This window comes from Algoriphagus sp. SE2 (assembly GCF_039563885.1).
In the GTDB taxonomy this organism is placed as follows: Bacteria; Bacteroidota; Bacteroidia; order Cytophagales; family Cyclobacteriaceae; genus Algoriphagus.
In genome coordinates this window covers 70,335-90,102 of record NZ_JBCLWJ010000012.1, presented here as the reverse complement: position 1 = coordinate 90,102, position 19,768 = coordinate 70,335, and the positions used below count along the sequence as shown (strand labels likewise).

Annotated in this window: 15 protein-coding genes; 11 read left to right on the top strand and 4 right to left on the bottom strand. The window is 39.2% G+C overall.

From position 1 onward, the window contains the following. Nucleotides 1–12 precede the first annotated feature (12 nt). From AAGF08_RS14480 to AAGF08_RS14465, 4 genes are all read left to right on the top strand, one after another. Nucleotides 13–801, top strand: coding sequence for an NRDE family protein (locus tag AAGF08_RS14480; RefSeq protein WP_343511966.1), 789 nt, complete (start codon nt 13–15; stop codon nt 799–801). Continuing rightward, the gene (locus AAGF08_RS14475; RefSeq protein ID WP_343511965.1) at nt 782–1,756 is read left to right on the top strand and encodes a YpdA family putative bacillithiol disulfide reductase; all 975 of its coding nucleotides are present in this window, start codon (nt 782–784) and stop codon (nt 1,754–1,756) included. The genes AAGF08_RS14480 and AAGF08_RS14475 overlap by 20 nt, the downstream gene beginning before the upstream one ends. Before the next feature lie 32 nt (nt 1,757–1,788). Continuing rightward, complete coding sequence (locus AAGF08_RS14470; protein WP_343511964.1) at nt 1,789–2,523, top strand: RluA family pseudouridine synthase; 735 nt, start codon at nt 1,789–1,791, stop codon at nt 2,521–2,523. Between the two features lie 105 nt (nt 2,524–2,628). Further along, nucleotides 2,629–3,126: a phosphoglycerate mutase family protein gene (locus AAGF08_RS14465; protein WP_343511963.1), complete on the top strand. Its 498-nt coding sequence runs from the start codon at nt 2,629–2,631 to the stop codon at nt 3,124–3,126. Here the strand turns inward: AAGF08_RS14465 and AAGF08_RS14460 are convergent. Then, nucleotides 3,123–3,884: a DeoR/GlpR family DNA-binding transcription regulator gene (locus AAGF08_RS14460; protein ID WP_343511962.1), complete on the bottom strand. Its 762-nt coding sequence runs from the start codon at nt 3,882–3,884 to the stop codon at nt 3,123–3,125. The genes AAGF08_RS14465 and AAGF08_RS14460 overlap by 4 nt on opposite strands. A gap of 126 nt (nt 3,885–4,010) precedes the next feature. On the opposite strand from AAGF08_RS14460, the gene AAGF08_RS14455 reads away from it, so the two are divergent. The 3 genes from AAGF08_RS14455 to AAGF08_RS14445 are packed head-to-tail and all read left to right on the top strand — an operon-like array spanning nt 4,011 to nt 7,816. Next, nucleotides 4,011–5,576 carry a glycerol-3-phosphate dehydrogenase/oxidase gene (locus AAGF08_RS14455; RefSeq protein WP_343511960.1) on the top strand — a complete coding sequence of 522 codons (1,566 nt, stop codon included), beginning with the start codon at nt 4,011–4,013 and terminating at the stop codon, nt 5,574–5,576. Between the two features lie 6 nt (nt 5,577–5,582). Continuing rightward, nucleotides 5,583–7,082, top strand: a complete 1,500-nt coding sequence (gene glpK / locus AAGF08_RS14450) for a glycerol kinase GlpK (RefSeq protein WP_343511959.1) — start codon at nt 5,583–5,585, stop codon at nt 7,080–7,082. Further along, nucleotides 7,082–7,816 (top strand): MIP/aquaporin family protein, encoded by a 735-nt coding sequence (locus AAGF08_RS14445; protein ID WP_343511958.1) that lies wholly within the window; start codon nt 7,082–7,084, stop codon nt 7,814–7,816. Before glpK ends, AAGF08_RS14445 begins: the two co-directional genes overlap by 1 nt. A gap of 86 nt (nt 7,817–7,902) precedes the next feature. On the opposite strand, the gene AAGF08_RS14440 is transcribed toward AAGF08_RS14445, so the two are convergent. Beyond that, nucleotides 7,903–9,042 (bottom strand): acyl-CoA dehydrogenase family protein, encoded by a 1,140-nt coding sequence (locus AAGF08_RS14440; protein ID WP_343511957.1) that lies wholly within the window; start codon nt 9,040–9,042, stop codon nt 7,903–7,905. A gap of 378 nt (nt 9,043–9,420) precedes the next feature. Between AAGF08_RS14440 and AAGF08_RS14435 the strand changes: the two genes are divergently transcribed. Then, the gene (locus tag AAGF08_RS14435; protein WP_343511956.1) at nt 9,421–10,812 is read left to right on the top strand and encodes an alpha/beta fold hydrolase; all 1,392 of its coding nucleotides are present in this window, start codon (nt 9,421–9,423) and stop codon (nt 10,810–10,812) included. Between the two features lie 11 nt (nt 10,813–10,823). Here AAGF08_RS14435 and AAGF08_RS14430 read toward each other — a convergent pair whose 3' ends face one another. Together AAGF08_RS14430 and AAGF08_RS14425 are read right to left on the bottom strand one after the other, a co-directional pair. After that, the gene (locus AAGF08_RS14430) at nt 10,824–13,856 is read right to left on the bottom strand and encodes a glycosyl hydrolase (RefSeq protein WP_343511955.1); all 3,033 of its coding nucleotides are present in this window, start codon (nt 13,854–13,856) and stop codon (nt 10,824–10,826) included. A 102-nt stretch (nt 13,857–13,958) separates the two neighbouring features. Beyond that, nucleotides 13,959–16,112: a beta-L-arabinofuranosidase domain-containing protein gene (locus tag AAGF08_RS14425; protein ID WP_343511954.1), complete on the bottom strand. Its 2,154-nt coding sequence runs from the start codon at nt 16,110–16,112 to the stop codon at nt 13,959–13,961. Between the two features lie 140 nt (nt 16,113–16,252). On the opposite strand from AAGF08_RS14425, the gene AAGF08_RS14420 reads away from it, so the two are divergent. From AAGF08_RS14420 to AAGF08_RS14410, 3 genes are all read left to right on the top strand, one after another. Next, nucleotides 16,253–18,046, top strand: coding sequence for a heparinase II/III family protein (locus AAGF08_RS14420; RefSeq protein WP_343511953.1), 1,794 nt, complete (start codon nt 16,253–16,255; stop codon nt 18,044–18,046). 124 nt (nt 18,047–18,170) lie between these two features. Beyond that, a complete protein-coding gene (locus AAGF08_RS14415; protein ID WP_343511952.1) occupies nt 18,171–18,752 on the top strand; it encodes an RNA polymerase sigma-70 factor in 582 nt (193 codons plus the stop codon). Next, nucleotides 18,749–19,723, top strand: coding sequence for a FecR domain-containing protein (locus AAGF08_RS14410; protein WP_343511951.1), 975 nt, complete (start codon nt 18,749–18,751; stop codon nt 19,721–19,723). Before AAGF08_RS14415 ends, AAGF08_RS14410 begins: the two co-directional genes overlap by 4 nt. Nucleotides 19,724–19,768 lie beyond the last annotated feature (45 nt).

The following is a 19,768-nucleotide window of genomic DNA, read 5'->3' as shown; positions in this document are numbered from 1 at the left end:
TTACATTTAAAAATGTGTCTAGTAGCTATTTCCTGGAAAAACCATCCGCAATATCCACTGATTATTCGAGCTAATCGAGATGAGTTTTTCGATCGGCCCTCCGCAAAAATTCATTTATGGGAATCTGGATTTTTTGGCGGAAAAGATCTGAAAAGTGGTGGAACCTGGATGGGTTTTCACCCAAATGGAAGATGGGCTTTGCTGACAAACTACCGGGATTTTAATAATCCTCGGAAAGCTCAAATCAGCAGGGGAAAATTGGTGCAGGATTTTTTGGAAACTACAGTAGCTCCCAAAGAATATCTGGCTTCTGTAGAAGCTTATCAAGATCAATACGATGGATTTAACCTGCTTGTCTCCGACGGAGAAAAACTATTCTATTCCAGTAATTTTGGAAAAGGCATCATGGAAGTAGCACCGGGAATTCATGGGCTTAGTAACGGACTATTAAATGACCCTTGGCCAAAAGTTGAATTGGCAAAATCCGAATTGAACCAACAGACCTCGGAACATTTTACTGTTGACTCGTTGTTAGATACACTCATTTCCAAGAAAACCTATTCTATCGACCAACTTCCAGACACGGGAGTTCCGGAAGAAATGGAAATTGGACTTTCTGCTCAATTTATCCGATTGGGAGATAATTACGGAACAGTATCTTCTACTGCTTTGACTTTGGATAAAAGTGGAAAAGTATGGATGAAAGAGCGAAGTTTTCAACCTGATTACAGTAAATTCACCGATGAAACTTATTCGTTTTATTGCTCAAACCTAGAAATTGATGACCCAGAAAATATATGATGTCTTGATCGTAGGCGGCGGGCCAATTGGTCTTGCTTGCGGTGTTGAAGCTCAAAAAGCGGATCTTGATTATGTGATTCTTGAAAAAGGAGCTTTGACTAATTCCATTTTCAACTATCCCATCAACATGACATTTTTTTCCACTTCCGATAGGTTGGAGATGGCAAATATTCCTTTTATGTCTATTGGTAATAAGCCTACCCGCACAGAAGCTTTGGAATATTACAGAAGGGTATTCCTCCATTTTAGGCTGAACGTAAAGCTTTACGAAGGTGTAGAAACCTTGACTAAAAAAGGTGAGATTTTCGAAGTCAAAACCTCAAAAGGTATTTACCAAACCAAAAAAATTATCCTGGCAACCGGCTTTTACGATTTACCAAATCTAATGAACGTACCCGGTGAAGACTTGCCAAAAGTTCAACACTATTATAAAGAACCCTGGCCTTATATCGGCCAAAAAGTATTGGTAGTAGGTGGAGCGAATTCTGCTGTTGACGCAGCTTTGGAAACCTGGAGAAAGGGAGCAGATGTCAGCATGGTGCTTTTGGAAGATGAGGTCGACCAAAATGTGAAATATTGGGTTCGCCCGGACATCATGAACCGCATCAAAGAAGGATCAATCAAAGCTTTCACAAAATCCAGAATCAAAGAAATCAGAGAGCATGAAGTTGTGATCAACACTCCAGATGGTGAGGTGACCATTGAAAATGATTTTGTATTGGCGATGACTGGATACAAACCGAATTTTGCCTTGCTCGATCAATTGGGTGTGGAAATGAGCCAAGACGAAAAAAAACAACCCTGCTACGACGAGTTAAATCAGGAATCAAACGTTCCGGGAGTTTATTTGGCAGGAGTTGTTTGTGGGGGTCTGAATACGCGGGAATTCTTTATTGAAAACAGCATCGTTCATGCTGAGACCATCGTAAAGGATATTTTGGAAAAGCTCAGCTAAGAACTGGGAAACCTTTATCTTTGTCACTGATTATGAAAAAGAAACCATTCACCGTTGTCTATGAGGACAACCACCTTTTGATTGTCAATAAAGCTGCTGGAGTACTTGTGCAGGGAGATAAGACAGGCGATAAGACTTTGACGGATTACCTTAAAGATTACATTGCCAAAAAATATGATAAACCGGGAGCTGTTTTTCTTCATCCTATCCACAGACTGGACCGACCAGTAAGCGGTTTGGTGGCATTTGCGAGAACTTCCAAAGGACTTGAGCGCATGATGGAGCTATTCCGCAAGCGAGATATCCATAAAGTATATTGGGCCATTGTCAAAAGAAAGCCTCGTGAAGAACAAGGTAAGTTGACACATTGGCTCACAAAAGACGAGCAGAAAAACTTCGTTACAGCACATGACCGAGAAGTGCCAGGATCCCAAAAAGCAGAACTTAACTACAAGACTTTGGGCTTCATGAATGACCATTGGCTTCTTGAAGTTCGCCCAGTTTCCGGCAGACCTCACCAAATCCGTGTCCAACTCGCATCAATGGGCTGTCCGATCAGGGGAGATATCAAATATGGCTTCGCAAAACCAAATCCTGATGCAAGCATCAACCTACATGCTTTCAATCTGGTTTTCGTTCATCCTGTGAAAAAAGAAAAGCTTTATTTAAGAGCGGCTGTACCGGAAGAAGAATTTTGGGAGCAATTTTTAGAGTTTGAAACTATCAAAACCAAAGACCAGCATTTGGATAATTCCTTCTCGGGATAACAGATTAAATCCACTCGATTTTATAACCTTTAGCTTAAATCATAGATTGCTAAAGGTTATTTTTTTATTGCTTTTCCTTAATATTGATAGACATTTCTAAAAATCATGAAAAATCTACTTCTACTTTTCGCTGTATTAGCATTCTTGGCATCCTGCTCTTCTGAGCCAAAATCCAAGACCATCTATATCGTCCGTCATGCAGAAAAACAGTTGGAAGGAAATGACCCAGAACTGGCACAAGTAGGTGTGATTCGTGCAACGAAACTTTCCCAAATCCTCTCAGATAAAGACATAAAGCATATTTATAGTACTGATTACCGAAGAACCAAACAAACAGCAAAACCAACCGCTGATCAATCTGGCGTCGAAATAGAAGTTTATGACCCTAGAAATAATGACGAATTGGTCGAAAAATTGAAATCCGTAGATGGGAATGTCCTAGTAGTAGGTCATAGCAACACGGTCGGCCAAATAGCTAATTATTTTGTGGGAGATGGAGAGAAATACCAAGACTTGGATGATTCTCAATACAATTTTATCTACGTCGTGACCATTGATAAAAACGGGACTTCTGTGGAAACCAAAACATATAAGGATTTCTAAACCAATACCACTTCGATCCCTTTTTCTTCTAATTTTTGGAAAAATAAATCTGGAATTTTGGTGTCCGTGATGATCACATCCACATCCTCCAGTTCGCAGATTTTTCCAAATCCTTTTTTACCAAATTTCTTAGAATCAGCCAGCACAATTGTTTTTTGGACGTTTCGGATCATCTGCGCATTCAAATGTGCTTCCATCATATTAGAAGTAGTCAATCCATGCTCCAAGCTAATTCCATCTACACTCAAAAAAAGTTTACTGCAGGCAAAATTCTTTAACATTTCCTCAGCATAATGACCAACTGCCGAACTGCTACTTTTTCTGACCACTCCACCTAACTGTACCAATTCAATTTCAGAGGAATCAATTAAAGCCAAGGTCACATTCATTGCTGCAGTCAATACTGTCAGTGGCTTATTTCTCGGAATCGCCTGAGCAAAAGCAACCACTGTTGTTCCTGAGCCAATTAATATCGCCTCATTATCTTCCAAATACTCAAGTGCTTTCTCAGCGATTTTGTTCTTTTCTTCTACTTGTTCTAATTTTTTGATACTAACAGATCTATCAGACACATAAGGTGAAACCTGAGTAGCACTGCCATGAGATCTATATAATAAACCCTTATCTTCCAGTACCTTAAGATCTTTTCGGATCGTAACCATAGTCACCTCCATATTCTTTGCAAGATCTGAAACCGACACAAATCCTGCTCGATTCAGTTCATCTAAGATATACTTATGTCTTTCTGCTATTGTCATAGACTTTCTTTTCTGATCTAAAATTAATCAAAACTATAGGAAAGAATAGAAAACAGTTTAAATTTTACTTTCTTTTTATTTCTTTTAGTTTCTTTTTGTAGTAGTTTTAAGACGTTTTAGAAAGAAATGAATAGAGAAGAAAACATAAGCCAACTAAAAGACTCCAAAAAAGTCTGGGATATTGCAGTCATCGGTGGAGGATCTTCGGGCTTAGGGGTAGCATTGGATGCAATCTCCAGAGGTCTGTCGGTTATTTTATTGGAGAGAGCTGATTTTGCCAAAGGCACATCAAGCAGGAGTACCAAACTCGTCCATGGTGGTGTTCGCTATCTGGCTCAAGGAGATGTCATGCTTGTTTTAGAAGCATTGAAAGAAAGAGGAAAGTTGCTTAAAAATGCCCCTCACCTTGCGCATGACCAGCCTTTTATTATTCCAATCTACACCTGGTTTGATCGAATCCAATATAGCGTCGGTCTCAAATTGTATGATTGGATGTCTGGAAGGTTGAGTTTAGGTAAATCCAAATTCATTTCTAAAAAGGAAACAATCAAAAGACTTCCTGCTGTCCTTCAAAAAGGTTTGATGGGAGGAGTTGTTTATCACGATGGGCAGTTTGATGATGCACGTTTGGCTTTGGACATTGCACAGACTGCGGATGAAGCAGGAGCCTGCATTCTTAACTACACCAAAGTTAGTAGTCTTGAAAAGAACGAATCCGGAAAAATATCCGGTTTAAAAGTTCAAGATGTTTTATCTGGAAAAAAATATGAGCTAAAGGCTAAAATGGTCGTCAATGCCACTGGTGTTTTTGCTGATAAAATTCTTCAAATGGATAATCCTGAAGCAGCTAGAATGATCCAACCAAGCCAAGGAATACATCTTGTAATGGACCTTAAATTCTTAGGAGGTTCAGATGCACTTATGATTCCAAAAACCCGTGATGGCAGAGTTCTTTTCGCTGTTCCATGGCATGGAAAATTGGTGGTTGGAACTACAGATACACTCCGTGAAAAAGCGAAACTTGAGCCTGAGGCATTACAGAAGGAAATAGATTTCGTTTTGGAAACTGCGGGCGGTTACTTGGCCAAAAAACCAACTCGAGAAGATGTCAAAGCTGTTTTTGCTGGACTGAGACCTCTTGCAAGGCCGAAGGAAGGAAGCACAAAAACAAAAGAAATTTCAAGATCTCATAAAGTTATCGTTTCTGATAGCTCGTTGGTTACTTTAACAGGCGGAAAATGGACTACGTTTAGAAAAATGGGAGAAGACACAGTGGATTATTTCCTGCAAATCACCGGAAAAAAACCTGCTCCTAGCAAATCGCTTGATATGAAAATCCATGGATTCACTGAAAACCTTCCGGAAGGACATTGGAGAATATATGGCGATGACGCCAATGCAATCAAAGCCATAGGAAAAGAGAACCAGGAATGGGCAGAAAAACTTCACCCTGAATTCCCAAATATTGCCGCTGAAGTAATTTGGGCAGTAAGAAATGAAATGGCAGTAAAAGTTGAAGATGTCCTATCAAGAAGAATTCGTATTTTGATCCTTGATGCTCAAGCAGCCATAGATACAGCACCGAAAGTTGCGCAACTCATGGCCACTGAACTTCGAAAAAATGAAGAATGGATCTCAAAGGAGTTGGCTGATTTTCAGAAAACTGCTCAGAAGTATTTGATTAAAAAATAACCTAAAATGACCCAAGAAAAACCTTACCTGATGGCACTGGATCAGGGTACCACTAGTTCCAGAGCCATTATTTTTGACAAAAAAGGGCAAATTGTTTCCATTGCCCAAAAAGATTTTAAACAGCATTTCCCTAATTCAGGATGGGTAGAACATGATCCAGCTGAAATCTGGACTAGCCAATCTACCGTAATGGTAGAATCTCTGATCAAAAATGGGATTAGAGCTGACCAAATTGCTGGAATAGGTATAACCAATCAAAGAGAGACCACAATCATTTGGGATAGAAAAACAGGTAAACCCATTTATAATGCTATCGTCTGGCAGGATAGAAGGACAGCAAACTATTGTAATCAACTCAAGGAGCAAGGTCACTCGGAAATGATTGCGGAAAAAACCGGATTGATTATAGACGCTTATTTTTCGGCAACTAAAATCCGGTGGATTCTCGAAAATGTCGAAGGTGCAAGAAAAAAAGCAGATGCAGGAGAATTGGCATTTGGAACGGTAGACTCTTGGTTGATTTGGAATCTTACTGCCGGAAAAACACATGTAACTGACATTACGAATGCCAGTAGAACCATGATCTACAACATCCACTCCCAGGAATGGGATCAAGAACTTTTAGATCTTTTTGACATACCCATTTCATTACTTCCAGAAGTAAAATCATGTAGTGAAGTTTATTGCGAAACTGCAGGTGACGTCTTACGCGTAAAAATTCCAATCGCAGGTATTGCAGGGGACCAACAAGCAGCCTTGTTTGGCCAGCTTTGCACCAAACCTGGGATGGCTAAAACCACTTACGGCACTGGTTGTTTTTTGGTGATGAATACTGGGACTGAAGCTGTAAAGTCAGAAAACAAACTTCTAACTACCGTCGCATGGAAGATTGGAGATGAGATAAATTATGCGTTAGAAGGATCTGTCTTCATTGGCGGAGCAGCAATTCAATGGCTTCGTGATGGCATTTCACTTTTTGGTCATGCAAAAGACTCAGAAAAACTCGCCACAAGCTTAGATGACAATGACGGCGTCTACTTTGTACCAGCACTTACCGGACTAGGTGCCCCTCATTGGGATCAAAATGCAAGAGGAGCATTTTTTGGTATTTCCAGAGGAACAACTATCGCTCACATGACTAGAGCAGCTTTGGAAGCCATTGCTTACCAAGTCCACGATGTACTAAAAGCGATGGAAAAAGATTCAGGTAAACCCACGAAAGAACTTCGAGTGGATGGGGGAGCGACAGCAAATAACTTTTTGATGCAATTCCAGGCTGATTTATTAGGCTGCGAAATTAAACGACCAAAAATCATTGAAACAACTGCAATCGGAGCTGCATTTTTAGCAGGACTTGCAGTAGGGTTTTGGAAAAGTCAGGAGGAGATTCAATCCCTTTGGGAATCAGATCGAAATTTTCATCCAAAAATGGATGCAGAAAAACGTGAAAAAATGCTACATTTTTGGCATAAAGCAGTCGAAAGATCAAAAAACTGGGTAGAATAATGAATCCATACATCGCAGAAATAATAGGAACTGGATTACTTCTTTTATTAGGATCTGGTGTGGTAGCAAACATGTTACTACCACAAACAAAGGGACATGGTGGTGGAATCATGGAAATCAGTACAGCTTGGGCACTGGCAGTTTTCGTTGGGGTAGTTGTCGCAGGACCTTATAGCGGAGCCCATTTAAATCCAGCAGTTACAATTGGTTTAGCCATTGCAGGAAAATTTGATTGGGCAATGGTTCCAGGATATATCGGTGCGGAAGTTTTAGGTGCCATGATAGGAGTTGGAATTGCCTGGCTATTTTATAAAGATCATTATGATGCCTCAGATGATGCCGATCTTAAAGCCGCCCCTTTTGGTACTTCCCCCGCAATAAGAAATCTCCCATTAAACTTCTTTTCGGAACTCGTTGGCACATTTGTATTGATTATCGTTATCCTCTACAATGCGGGAGTGAAAATTGAAGATACAAATCAGACACCCATTGGAATGGGATCTCTCGGAGCCATTCCTGTTGCCTTTTTGGTTTGGGTCATAGGCCTGGCTTTAGGTGGAACGACAGGCTATGCAATCAACCCTGCCCGTGATTTTGGTCCGAGATTGATGCACTCAATCTTACCGATTAAAGGAAAAGGAAGTTCAGACTGGGGCTATGCATGGGTTCCAATTTTGGGGCCTATTGCAGGAGGGGCTATTGCAGCAGGCCTGTATTTGATTGCAGGATCATAAAATTATTACAATACTAAAAAGCCTGAGATTTTATCAAATCTCAGGCTTTTTATAATTCAAATTTGTCCCGTCCTGAAATAACTTTACTACTTCAAAACTTCTCGTGCTATCACCATTTTCTGAATTTCAGAAGTACCTTCACCTATGGTACAAAGCTTGGAGTCACGATAATATTTCTCAACCGGATAGTCCTTTGTAAACCCATAACCTCCGAAAATCTGAACAGCTTCATTTGATACAGATACGCATACTTCAGAAGCATAATATTTAGCTTGTGCCGAAGCTAAGGTCACTTTTTCACCTCTATTCTTAAGGTCTGCGGCTTTCATAATCAATAATTTGGCTGCCTCAACCTGTGTTGCCATATCTGCCAATTTAAAGGAGATTCCCTGAAATTTACTGATAGACTTCCCGAACTGTTCTCTTTCTTTTGAATATTGAATCGATGCTTCTAAGGCTCCTTCAGCTATTCCAAGAGACAAAGCAGCAATTGAAATTCTACCTCCATCTAAAATCTTCATAGACTGGATAAAGCCCTCGCCTATTTTGCCCAATATCTGTGATTCATGAACTCTACAATCTTCAAAAATCATCTCCGCAGTTTCTGAGGCACGCATTCCTAACTTATCTTCCTTTCTTCCTCCTGAAAACCCTTTTGTGCCTCTTTCAACGATAAAAGCTGTCATTCCGTGGGAATCCCCAACTTCACCTGTTCTTGCGATAACCACCGCAACATCACCTGAAACACCATGAGTTATGAAATTTTTTGCTCCATTAATGACCCAATAATCTCCATCTTTCACAGCAACTGTACGCATATTCCCAGCATCCGAACCTGTATTTGGCTCCGTTAATCCCCAAGCTCCCAACATTTCACAAGTAGCTAGCTTAGGTAAATACTTTTTCTTTTGCTCCTCACTCCCAAACATCATGATATGTCCGGTACATAGCGAGTTGTGTGCTGCCATGGAGAGTCCAATAGATGGGTCTAATTTTGACAGTTCAACAATCGCTGTTACATACTCATCGTAACCAAAGCCTGAACCTCCAAACTCAGTGGGAACTAAAACTCCCATCAGTCCCAGTTCTCCAAGTTTTTTGAAAAACTCTTTGGGAAAAAATTGATTATCATCCCACTCTTTCCGGAATGGAGTTATTTCTTTGGCTCCAAAATCCCGGATCATATCAGCAATCATTCGCTGATTTTCACTTTCCTTAAAATTCATATAATTCGCTACTTGGGTTTATATACACTGATTTAACCCTAAGATTCAGATTAAGTTTGATTTAGCCAAATACATTCAAACCATAGAATCTTTTAGTCTTAGGCCAGCTATTCCATATTTCAAATTGCTTAAAAGGTATCACCAAGTTATTTTCTTCTTTACACAGTGAAATTACAATTTTTAATTTCCTTCAAGTTTTTAAATTATTTTCCTTTATTTTCTTAAAAATCAGACTATTATAGCCTATTATTCTCTTATATCTAATAATTCAAAAAATCAAAACCAATCCCCTGTCTAAATTTAAAATTTCGGTAGAAAGCTGATAACTTAGCTAAGATTGGAATTATTAAAACAGAAGTCGAAAAATTAATCATCTCTATGAAAACTATTTTACCTCTATTTTTAATATTCTTGATTTCTGTTTCAATCCAAGCTCAGGAAATTACAGGGGATTGGAACGGGATTTTGAAAGTTCAGGGAGCCCAGTTAAGATTGGTATTCCACATCGAAAAGACGGATACTGGTTTTAGTTCCAAAATGGACAGTCCGGATCAAGGTGCCTTTGGTATACCAGTTACTTCTACGAGCTTTGAGAATAACAGATTAAAAATCTCGATTACCAATGCCAGAATTGAATACGAAGGGACATTAGAGTCAGAAGATAAAATTGTAGGTGTTTTCACTCAAGCAGGACAGTCTTTCCCCATGGCACTTTCTAAAAATGCCTTGGAAAAAGAGGAGTTAAAACGTCCCCAAGAACCCAAAAAACCCTACCCTTACCTTTCAGAAGACGTTTACTTTGAAAACAAAAATGCAGAAGTCACCCTAGCAGGTACCCTAACTTTACCTAAAGAAGGAAATAATTTTGCGGCAGTGATTTTAATAAGTGGAAGTGGTCCACAAAATAGAGACGAAGAATTGATGGGGCATAAACCTTTTTTGGTTTTATCGGACTACTTAACTCGGAATCGTATAGCAGTATTAAGATATGACGATCGAGGGACGGGAGAATCTACCGGAAACTTTAGTGCTGCGACCAGTGCTGACTTAGCAACAGATGCAGAGGCAGCAGTCCAATATTTAAAAACCAGATCGGAAATAGATCAGACTAAAATAGGGTTGGTAGGTCACAGTGAAGGAGGAATTATTGCTCCAATGGTAGCAAACAAATCAGAAGAAATAGCTTTTGTCGTATTAATGGCAGGCACAGGAATCCCCGGGGATCAATTACTTTTACTTCAACAAAGACTCTTGGGAGAAGCATCCGGAATGAACGACAATCAACTTGATGCTAATGATATAATCAGTAAAAATGCTTTTAATATCGTTAAAAACTCCAAGAATCCTGAGAGAGATTTATCTGATCTCATGATCGAAACTTTTCGAAGCCTACCAAAAAATCAAATTCCAAATGGAATGACAGAATCTGACTTTGTAAATGCACAGGTCAATCAAATGACAAGTCCGTGGATGAAATTCTTCATTCAATATGACCCTGCGCCTGCATTGGAAAAGGTAAATTGCCCGGTCTTAGCGATCAATGGAACCATGGACCTTCAGGTACCAGCTAAGAAGAATTTAGAGGCTATAAAAAATGCCTTAGAAAGAGGTGGAAATGAAAATATTACAACAAAGGAACTTCTTGGTTTAAATCATCTCTTTCAGGAAAGTAAAACTGGCTTGGTAAGCGAGTATGCTTCAATTGAACAAACTTTTTCTCCAAAAGCTATGGAAGAAATTCTAAGCTGGATCAAAGAACAAGTAGAGTAAACGGGATGAACTTATTTCATACCCTCAAATTGAGACTTTATTTCGTTGAATTTTTGCTTTAATTCTTCAAATCGCTCGTAAGCGTCTTGCCCGGGCTTTTGATCTGCCCGCCCCAACATTGATCCTAAATACCTGGCCTGGTCTTTCAACATTGGCTGCATATAGGTACCCTCAGGCGTTTCCAACTTATAGTAAATTGAATCCAGCTGACTTTTCCTCACGGCAATATTTTTAGCTGGACTCTCCTTTTCAAGGGATAGTTTCAAATCTTTTTGTTCTTTCTCAATTTGTGCGATCAACTGATCTACTTCATCTCGAAATGCCTGGATCTGAAGTGCTAATTCTTCTTGCTCAGCTACATCAGCATCAGAAACCAATTTTACTCTTGGATCAAGAACAACGTTAAACTCCTTTTCCAATACCTCATCACCTGCTATAAGTCTAGCTTTGTAAGTTCCGGTAGATACCAAAGGACCATTTCCTGTATATGCTTTTTTCGGATCTTTATCCCAACCACCCTTATGTCTCAAATTCCAATTAAAATGGTTCATTCCTGCTTTATTTGGTAATCCTTTAGAGGCTGGAGCTTCTGAAAATTCAGTTGACATATTTCTGGTGGTATCGACTTCGGGTTCTTTTAGCCCATCCGCAACGTAGGTATGCACTACTTGTCCCTTCTCATTAACGATCTCTAATCGAAGGTCTTCCTGTTTTTCTGATAGATAAAAATCTAAATTGGCAGCTGCTCTAGGGTATTCAGGACCATTTGTTTCACTTCTAGCAGACAGGAAATTTCTAATCGCAGGTTTTGTATCAAATAAAACTACTTTTTGACTTCCAATCGAAGTAATCCCTCTCAAGCTGATCAAATTATCCAAAATCCAGAAACCTCTGCCCATGGTGGACATCACTAAATCATCCTGATGAATTTTAATATCAGTGATAGGAGTTACTGGAAGATTACTTTCAAAGGCAGTCCAGGTTTCCCCATCGTTCATGGAAATAAACAATCCAAATTGGGTTCCGGCATAAAGAATTCCCTCTTTTACCGGATCTTCCCTCATCACCAGCGTTGGGTAATCTTCTGGAATACCGTTTGATCCCGATGTTAACAAAGTCCAAGTCTGACCATAATCCTCAGTCTTATAGATATATGGTTTATCATCTCCCAAAAGATATCGTAAAACAGAAACATATGCTTTTGCTGGATCATGGGGAGATGGCTCCACAGCATCAACTCTTCCACCTTCTGGCATAGTTGGAGTGACGTTTTCCCAGGTTTTACCACCATCTTTTGTAACATGAACGGGACCGTCATTTGCACCAACCCAAATCAAACCTTCTTGAATTGGAGATTCCCTAATTGCATAAATCGTACTGTAATATTCTTCTCCAGTAACATCCCTTGTAATTGGAGATCCCGGAACTACTTGCCTTTCTGGATCAAAAGCAGTTAGGTCGGGAGAAATTATTTCCCATGTTTTACCATCATCAGTGGTCTTATGAACATATTGGGAAGTGTGGTAAATCACATCTGGATTATGTAGGGACAAATGGATTGGAGCCACTCGTTGAAATCGAAACTTCAAATCTTTTGGATTGTGCCCGTAGATGTTTGAAGCGCCAACATAATATTGCAGCTCTTGACCAGAGGTCTTGTCAAACACTCCAAACCTTCCTTTGCAATTAGAATAGACAATATTTGGATTTCCTGGCTTTGGGACGGCAGGTCCTGTTTCACAGCCTCCCACATTAATGATGTAAGCATTACTTCCAGACTGAACACTCAACGGTGGCATACTTGGAACAGCAATCGCACTATAATTATCTTGCTGCCCAGCATAAAGCCAATATGGATATTGATCATCAACCTCCACGGTGTAAAGTTCTGCTGTTGGCTGATTAAATTGAGTGGACCAGCTTTTACCTGAATTTAGAGTAATATTGGCTCCACCATCATTCGCCTGAATCCAGACAGTTGTGTCATTGGGATTGATCCAGATATCGTGATTATCTCCATGTGGGGTTGAAATTGATTTCCAGGTTTTACCACCATCAAAAGATCGAAGGAAACGAAGTGAGTTGTTGTAAACTGTATTCGCATCCTTTGGATTTGCGTAAATGTTTGTATAGTAAAAAGGTCTATTAGTCAAGTTAGCATTATCAGAAACAAACTCCCAGTTTTCTCCCCGATCCGCAGACCTGTATAATCCTCCTTGATCGTCAGACGCTTCAATATTTGCATAAACAACCTCAGGGTCAGCTGCGGAGACTGCAAAATCTATCTTTCCAGTTAAGCCGGTAGGTAAGCCATTAGTAAGTTTGTTCCATGTTTCCCCTCCATCTGTTGATTTATAAACTCCTCCTTCTGAAGAACCAGAAGTGATTGTCCAAGGCTTTCTTTCTCCTCGCCAGGCACCTGCATAAATCGTATTCGGGTCATCCGGAGCAAGTTCTAAATCCGAGACCCCAACACTATCAGAATGATAAAAAACTTTATCCCAAGTTTTGCCACCATCTATGGTTTTAAAGACACCTCTTTCTTCATTTTTTCCAAAAGCATTTCCAATTGCTGCAACATAAACTACATCTGGGTTCTCGGGATGAATTTCCACAGAGCCAATCTGTCCCGTTTCTTTTAATCCAATAAATTCCCAAGTCTTTCCCTCATCAGTTGACTTATAGACCCCTTTCCCGGTGATCACATTCGATCTGAGACCATCCGAACCAGTTCCTACATAGATGATCTCGGGTTGTTTTTGATAAACGGAAATCGCGCCAATGGAAGGAGTTGAAAAATAACCATCAGAAATATTCTCCCATGTAATTCCATAATCATCGGTTTTCCAAACGCCTCCTCCTGTGGCACCCATATAAAAAAGTGAAGGTTTAGAAGCAACACCTGCTACGGCTGTCACACGGCCTCCTCTTAGGGGACCTACATTTCGAAATTTGTAACTATTTAAAAGTGCCGTTAGGTCTTGGGAAAAAGCAAGAAAACTTAAGGAAAGTAAAAAGACGGTAGTGAGTAGCTTTTTTAGCATAGAAAATTCAATTTAAGGCAGAATATAAATGTAAATAGCCTTAAAAAACAAGGTATTTATAGGAATGGCCAAAGTTTAAAAAAGCACTGATTCTCATCATCATTATTCATTTTTAGCAATCACTGGAAATTCAGTAATTCTTAACGTAGTACAACCATAGGGAACCAATACTAATTTCTCCTCAGGATATGAATCGGAAATTTTTAAGCCAGCGGGAATTTCAATTAAATTTTTCCATGCAGGTATTCTATTTCCTACTAATGACAACTGAATAGGGGCGTTTTCCAAATTCCAAGGATAATCCCCATCCCAGGGGTTTTCTTGGACAAGAACCGAATTTTCAAGATCTGAAAGTATAGAAGCTTCTATCCCAAAATTCCAAGGGCTAGTAGGAAAGACTTCCAGAAATTCACGGAATCGATCATTTCTATTTTTCGTTTTGGTTTCGCTCTCAATTTTAAGGCTGTATACCAAAGGCCCTCTTTCTATTGCGGCCATTCCTTGGTACCATGTACTGGCTTCAACCTTCATTCCTAATGTGAGGATAATCTGATCCCCATCTTTCCAGGTTCTTTCAATCTTAGCAATGCCATTTTCATTTTTAAACGCTATGGCTTGACCATTAATTTTCATTATGGGATTCACTGCCCAATCTGGAATTCTTACATGAAATGGAAATGTGGATTCTTGAGACAGACTTAAATCAAACTGTACTGTCTCTCTAAAAGGATATCCTGTGGTTTCTTTAATTTGTAATTTCTCCCCGCTTCCAACCAATAATTCCACGGAACTTGGGGCATACAATAAAGCTGCAACGCCTCCATCTGGAGTTGCATAGAAGAGGTTTTGAACAAATTTAGGCCATGATTGGTGCATGTTCGTTGTACAGCATGGATATCCTGTCAGCTCCCCAAAAACAAAATCCGTCCCTCCATGATTTTGAGTTTCGTAAGAATAATCCATATCATCCGATAATTTAACTTGATTGGCAGCCTGAAAATATTGCCTACTTGTGAAATCATCCGATGCTTGGGTCGGAAGAGCATTAAAAGTGATCTTTTCCAAAAGATCCGCATAACTGGCATCTCCGGTTATTTTTAATATAGATTCTAAAGAAAACATCTCTTCAGAAATCGAACAGAATTCAATCCCCTGAACGGGATTATTTCCATGTAGCGGTTCGTCTCCACCATACATCCCTTGAGGTTGCCCATGATATTCCCGTAGCATTTTCAAAGCGTTTTTTACCGAAGCCAAAGCATTGACATCTCCTGACTTCTGAAAATAAATAATGGGCTGTTTCAAGCCCTGGGCAACATTTACGGTGTGCAATCCCGGAACTTGAGCTAAGTTTAAACTTGAAATCTCATCCTGATCAAATGGATACCTTTTACCTTTGTTGTAATGCCAGGTATCCGCAAATTCCTGACCATTGGGAGAATTGGTAAATACCGCTTCCCAGGGGAATGTTTGCTTTTGGATTAACTCTCCCAATTCTATGAGTTTGGGATCAGCAGTAAGGTTATATAGCCAGTAAACTACCGCCAAATTATCCCCAGCCCTTCTATTTGCCCAAAAAGAAAGTTCATCTAATGGATGAGTTGGCAATTGCTCCAACTGATAGTGAAAATAATTAGTCAATACATCAATTACACGGTCATCATTCGTTGCCTGATAATATTGTTGCAAGACTTTTAACATCACCATTTTCGGCCACCAATCCTTTCTTGGACCTTTTTGGATTCCAGCTTCGGGGTCAGGTTCTTCTTCAAATGGAATGGGACCTATATACCCACTTTCTTCCTGATGAGTCAACGTCCACTCAATCCATTTTTGAGCTTTTTCCTTTAAGTTTTCATCATCCAGAATATAGGCCAATGGAACTAAACCATCAATCCAATAAGGACCACGCTCCCAACCATCTCCATCACCTCCAAGCCAACCATTTCTATCTCCAACTACTTCGGGATAGATCAAATCCAAGTTCCCGGTCATACCACTTGCCATATTTTGTAACTGTTTCTCTAGCCAGCCCGAGGGTTTGATGCTACCTAAGGGAAGTTCTAAGTAATGGTTAGGGTGCAAAGGGGCTCGGTTTTCAAGATAATGCGCTTGCATATCTTTCAATTCTTTGCTCTTATCTGATTGACAAGAAACCATCGCCATTAGAAAAAGTAGGAATGAAAGGTTTAAGAAGAATTTATCTGTTTGCATAAAATCAGGATAGCTTATTTCTAATTTCAATTTAAGAGGCATTTTAGGAAACTTTGGAATATTCTACCCAAAGGAATCTATTCGACAAACAAAATACTCATTATCCATTTAATTCATTTGGGAAGGCGCTAAACAAAGTATATTTTAGGTCAATGTTCTAATCCCAAAAAGAAATTACGCTTATGAAAAAGTCTCAGGGAGTCCTTATTTTTTTATTTTTCCTCAGTTTTACATTTTGGCTTCCTGCTTTCGCCCAAAAGACAAAACCCACCATATTTTTAGACAAATCCTCGAAGTCCTCGGATCTTTTTTTAAAAAATATCCAGCTGGCATTTCTGGAAGTCGCAGATCAAATAATCCAATTAACACCTCCTCAAAGAGAAATGACTGGAAGAAGGCTCTTAGGAGTGAGCAGAACCTACCTCAAGCGAATTACTTACCTCGCTTTTGCATTCCAATTGACAGGTAATGAAAAATATCTCAAAGGTACTGAGAAGTATCTATTGGCTGCCTCCGATTTTGAAGACTGGAATCCTTCTCATTTTTTGGACGTGGCTGAGATGACCATGGCGCTTGGGATAGGTTACGATTGGGTTCATTCTGATCTTTCTGAAGAATCAGCCTCAAAAGTTCGGAAAGCAATCTATGAAAAAGGATTGAAGCCCTCTTTGGCAGAAGATCATTGGTGGATTACAACCACTAATAACTGGAATCAAGTTTGTCATTCTTCCATGGCAGTCGGAGCTTGGGCTGTTCAGGAATTTTACCCGGAAATTGCCAAGCAGATTTTAGAAAGATCAAAGGATAAAATTAGGATTCCTGAAGCACAATATAATCCAGATGGTGCATATCCAGAAGGAACTTCCTATTGGGAATATGGCACTACTTTTCATATTCTCTACCTAGATGCCTATTCCAAAAAATATCCAGAAAAACCCCTCCCAGTTTCAGAGGGATTTATGAAAACGGGTAACTATTTCCAGCATGCACATGGCCCTACGGGAAGTTTCAATTATTCGGATAGCAGACAAAATGAAGTAATGTCAGCAGGAATGTATTGGTTTGCATCCAAAACAGAACAACCTGATTTATTGTACAATCAGCTGCCCTTGCTTGAGAATTTTTTGGAGCAAAAAGAACTTCTTAATGTCGAAAATAACTCAAATCGATTTTTCCCTTTCATTTTGATTTGGCTTGCTGAATTAGGTGAAAGAAACGTTTCAGCGCCTGAGCAACTCAGCTGGTATGGAAATGGAGAAAATCCAGTAAGCTTTCAAAGAACCAGTTGGAATAGAGATGCTATCTATCTTGGGACAAAAGCAGGTTCACCTGAGGTAAGTCATGGACACATGGATATTGGAAGTTTTGTCATGGATGCCAAAGGAATTCGCTGGGCAATTGATCTGGGTATGAACGATTACAATGCGCTAGAATCTCAAGGGGTAAATATTTGGGATAATAAGCAAGACGGTGAACGATGGTCTGTTTTTAGATATACGAATTATTCCCATAATACCTTAGTGGTAGACAGTGCTCTCCAAAATATTCATGGCAAAGCTCAACTATTGAAAGTGAAGGATAAAAAGAATTTAAAATCCACGACTTTGGATATTTCGGAAGTTTATAGTAATCAATTGAAAAGTGCAGTCCGCTCCTCCATAATCAAAAATGAAGATGAGGTAAGAATCATTGATAAGATTCAAAATAACCTGGAAACCTCAACTATCCGTTGGGCGATGATGACTTATGATTCAATTGAGATTTTAAGTGGAAATGAAGCAATCATTTCAAAAAATGAGAAAAGGCTAAAATTTGAAATTATCTCTCCAAAGAACAGTTTAATTCAAATTTATCCTGCAAAGCCAACTGCAAAAGGAGAAGAACAAAATGACGGATTGATTTTGATTGGTTTTGAAACAGAAGTATCTCCTGATCAAAAACAAAAATTGGAGGTTAGGTTAATCCCAATTAGATAAACATTAAAATTTTTCATATTAATAAAATATTTCCTGTATCAGATAGGGGTTTCTTTAGGCTGAGTTGTCCTATTTATAAAAACCATTCAAAACCTTAACTTGCAGGAACAGCAATCATGCCTCCATGCAATCAAAAGATCAAATGATTTTTCAGTCGATCAAATCAGGTGATGAAAAAGCACTGGAGATGTTATTTAAAGAATATTATCAGCCCTTATGTCGCTACGCGAATTCCTACTTGGAAGATCCGGATGATGCCGAGGAAGTCGTTCAAAACAGCTTTATAAAACTTTGGGAAAAAAAAGCAAACATCCAGATCCAAAGTTCAGTAAAGTCTTACCTCTATCAGATTATCCGAAACGCATGTCTCAATGAAATCAAGCATCGAAAGGTGAAAAAAAACTATGGTGACATGGTGACTCAGCAAGGAGAAGTTCATTCTGAGGCTTCTGATCAGACTACTTTAAGAGGAGAATTGGAAGAAAAAATTGCGATTGCAATACAATCTCTGCCACAGCAATGTAGGTTGATTTTCACCATGAGTAGATTTGAAGAACTCAAGTATCAGGAAATTGCTGATCAATTAAACTTATCAATCAAAACAGTGGAAAATCAAATGGGAAAAGCATTGAAGCTGATGCGAACACAGCTGCAAGAATACCTCCCATTGATTGCTTTACTGCTACATATTATTTTGGAAAAATGAGCGAGAAGGAAGAATTTTATATCGATAGCCTCATCGCCAAATACATCGTCGGCGAAATTAGCCCTTCCGAAGAAAAAGAGCTGAAGGATTGGTGCGCTCTTTCGCCAGAAAACCAGAAAATGTTGGATGATGAAGTGTTCATCTTTGAAAAAGCAAATCTGGGAAACGGGAAAAATTTCGATCCGGATCTGGCTTGGAATAAAATCCAGCCAAAAATCAAAAATGCTCCTAGAGGAAAAATTATCTCCTTCCCTCTGTGGAAAATTGCCGCCGGATTTATCCTGATTTGTGCAGTATCATTCCTAATCTATCAGCAAATCAACACAACTGATGAGTTTCAATATATGAGCGAAAATCAGGTTGAAACCCAAACGCTACCCGATCAAACAACAATTTCATTAAATAGAGAAACTGAGGTAAGTATAGAATACAATGAGCATAAGAAAACAGGATTGATCAAACTGAGCGGGGAATCTTTGGTATCAATCCCCCCAGATAAAAAAGTGAATTGGAAGGTTCAAGTTGATCAACTTTTAATCGAAGATATCGGAACAGTATTTAATGTAAAAGCTTATCCAGAAAGCCCGATTGTCGAAGTATCTGTCGTTGAAGGGGAAGTCAGAATGTACTTGGAGTCCATGGAAGGAATTCATCTATTGGCAGGAGAAAAAGGTGTTTATGACAAAACCTCAAGCAATTTTTACAAAGAAGAAGCAGAGGCTAATGTCGCTTCTTATTCAACTCGATCATTTTCATATTTCAATCAAGATTTGGCTTCAGTTGTATCTCAGTTAAGTGAGGTTTATCAGACTTCTATCCTACTGGAAGGAAATATTGAAGCCTGTAGATTAACGGTAGAATTTGAAAATGAGGATTTGGACACCATTTTGTCAATTATTTCGGAAACCCTTAACTTAGAAATAACCAATAATGGAAAGGAAATAATTCTTTCAGGAACATCTTGCTATTAATTTTTTCAAATGGAAAAATCCCTTTGTCGGTATCTTATAACCTTT

What these genes read in the sequence shown, in the direction of transcription:
- AAGF08_RS14425 (WP_343511954.1), bottom strand. Translation starts at nt 16,112, where the DNA reads ATGCCTCTTAAATTGAAATTAGAAATAAGCTATCCTGATTTTATGCAA.
- AAGF08_RS14430 (WP_343511955.1), bottom strand. Translation starts at nt 13,856, where the DNA reads ATGCTAAAAAAGCTACTCACTACCGTCTTTTTACTTTCCTTAAGTTTT.
- AAGF08_RS14445 (WP_343511958.1), top strand. Translation starts at nt 7,082, where the DNA reads ATGAATCCATACATCGCAGAAATAATAGGAACTGGATTACTTCTTTTA.
- AAGF08_RS14475 (WP_343511965.1), top strand. Translation starts at nt 782, where the DNA reads ATGACCCAGAAAATATATGATGTCTTGATCGTAGGCGGCGGGCCAATT.
- AAGF08_RS14460 (WP_343511962.1), bottom strand. Translation starts at nt 3,884, where the DNA reads ATGACAATAGCAGAAAGACATAAGTATATCTTAGATGAACTGAATCGA.
- AAGF08_RS14420 (WP_343511953.1), top strand. Translation starts at nt 16,253, where the DNA reads ATGAAAAAGTCTCAGGGAGTCCTTATTTTTTTATTTTTCCTCAGTTTT.
- AAGF08_RS14470 (WP_343511964.1), top strand. Translation starts at nt 1,789, where the DNA reads ATGAAAAAGAAACCATTCACCGTTGTCTATGAGGACAACCACCTTTTG.
- AAGF08_RS14440 (WP_343511957.1), bottom strand. Translation starts at nt 9,042, where the DNA reads ATGAATTTTAAGGAAAGTGAAAATCAGCGAATGATTGCTGATATGATC.
- AAGF08_RS14455 (WP_343511960.1), top strand. Translation starts at nt 4,011, where the DNA reads ATGAATAGAGAAGAAAACATAAGCCAACTAAAAGACTCCAAAAAAGTC.
- AAGF08_RS14410 (WP_343511951.1), top strand. Translation starts at nt 18,749, where the DNA reads ATGAGCGAGAAGGAAGAATTTTATATCGATAGCCTCATCGCCAAATAC.
- AAGF08_RS14480 (WP_343511966.1), top strand. Translation starts at nt 13, where the DNA reads ATGTGTCTAGTAGCTATTTCCTGGAAAAACCATCCGCAATATCCACTG.
- glpK (WP_343511959.1), top strand. Translation starts at nt 5,583, where the DNA reads ATGACCCAAGAAAAACCTTACCTGATGGCACTGGATCAGGGTACCACT.
- AAGF08_RS14465 (WP_343511963.1), top strand. Translation starts at nt 2,629, where the DNA reads ATGAAAAATCTACTTCTACTTTTCGCTGTATTAGCATTCTTGGCATCC.
- AAGF08_RS14435 (WP_343511956.1), top strand. Translation starts at nt 9,421, where the DNA reads ATGAAAACTATTTTACCTCTATTTTTAATATTCTTGATTTCTGTTTCA.
- AAGF08_RS14415 (WP_343511952.1), top strand. Translation starts at nt 18,171, where the DNA reads ATGCAATCAAAAGATCAAATGATTTTTCAGTCGATCAAATCAGGTGAT.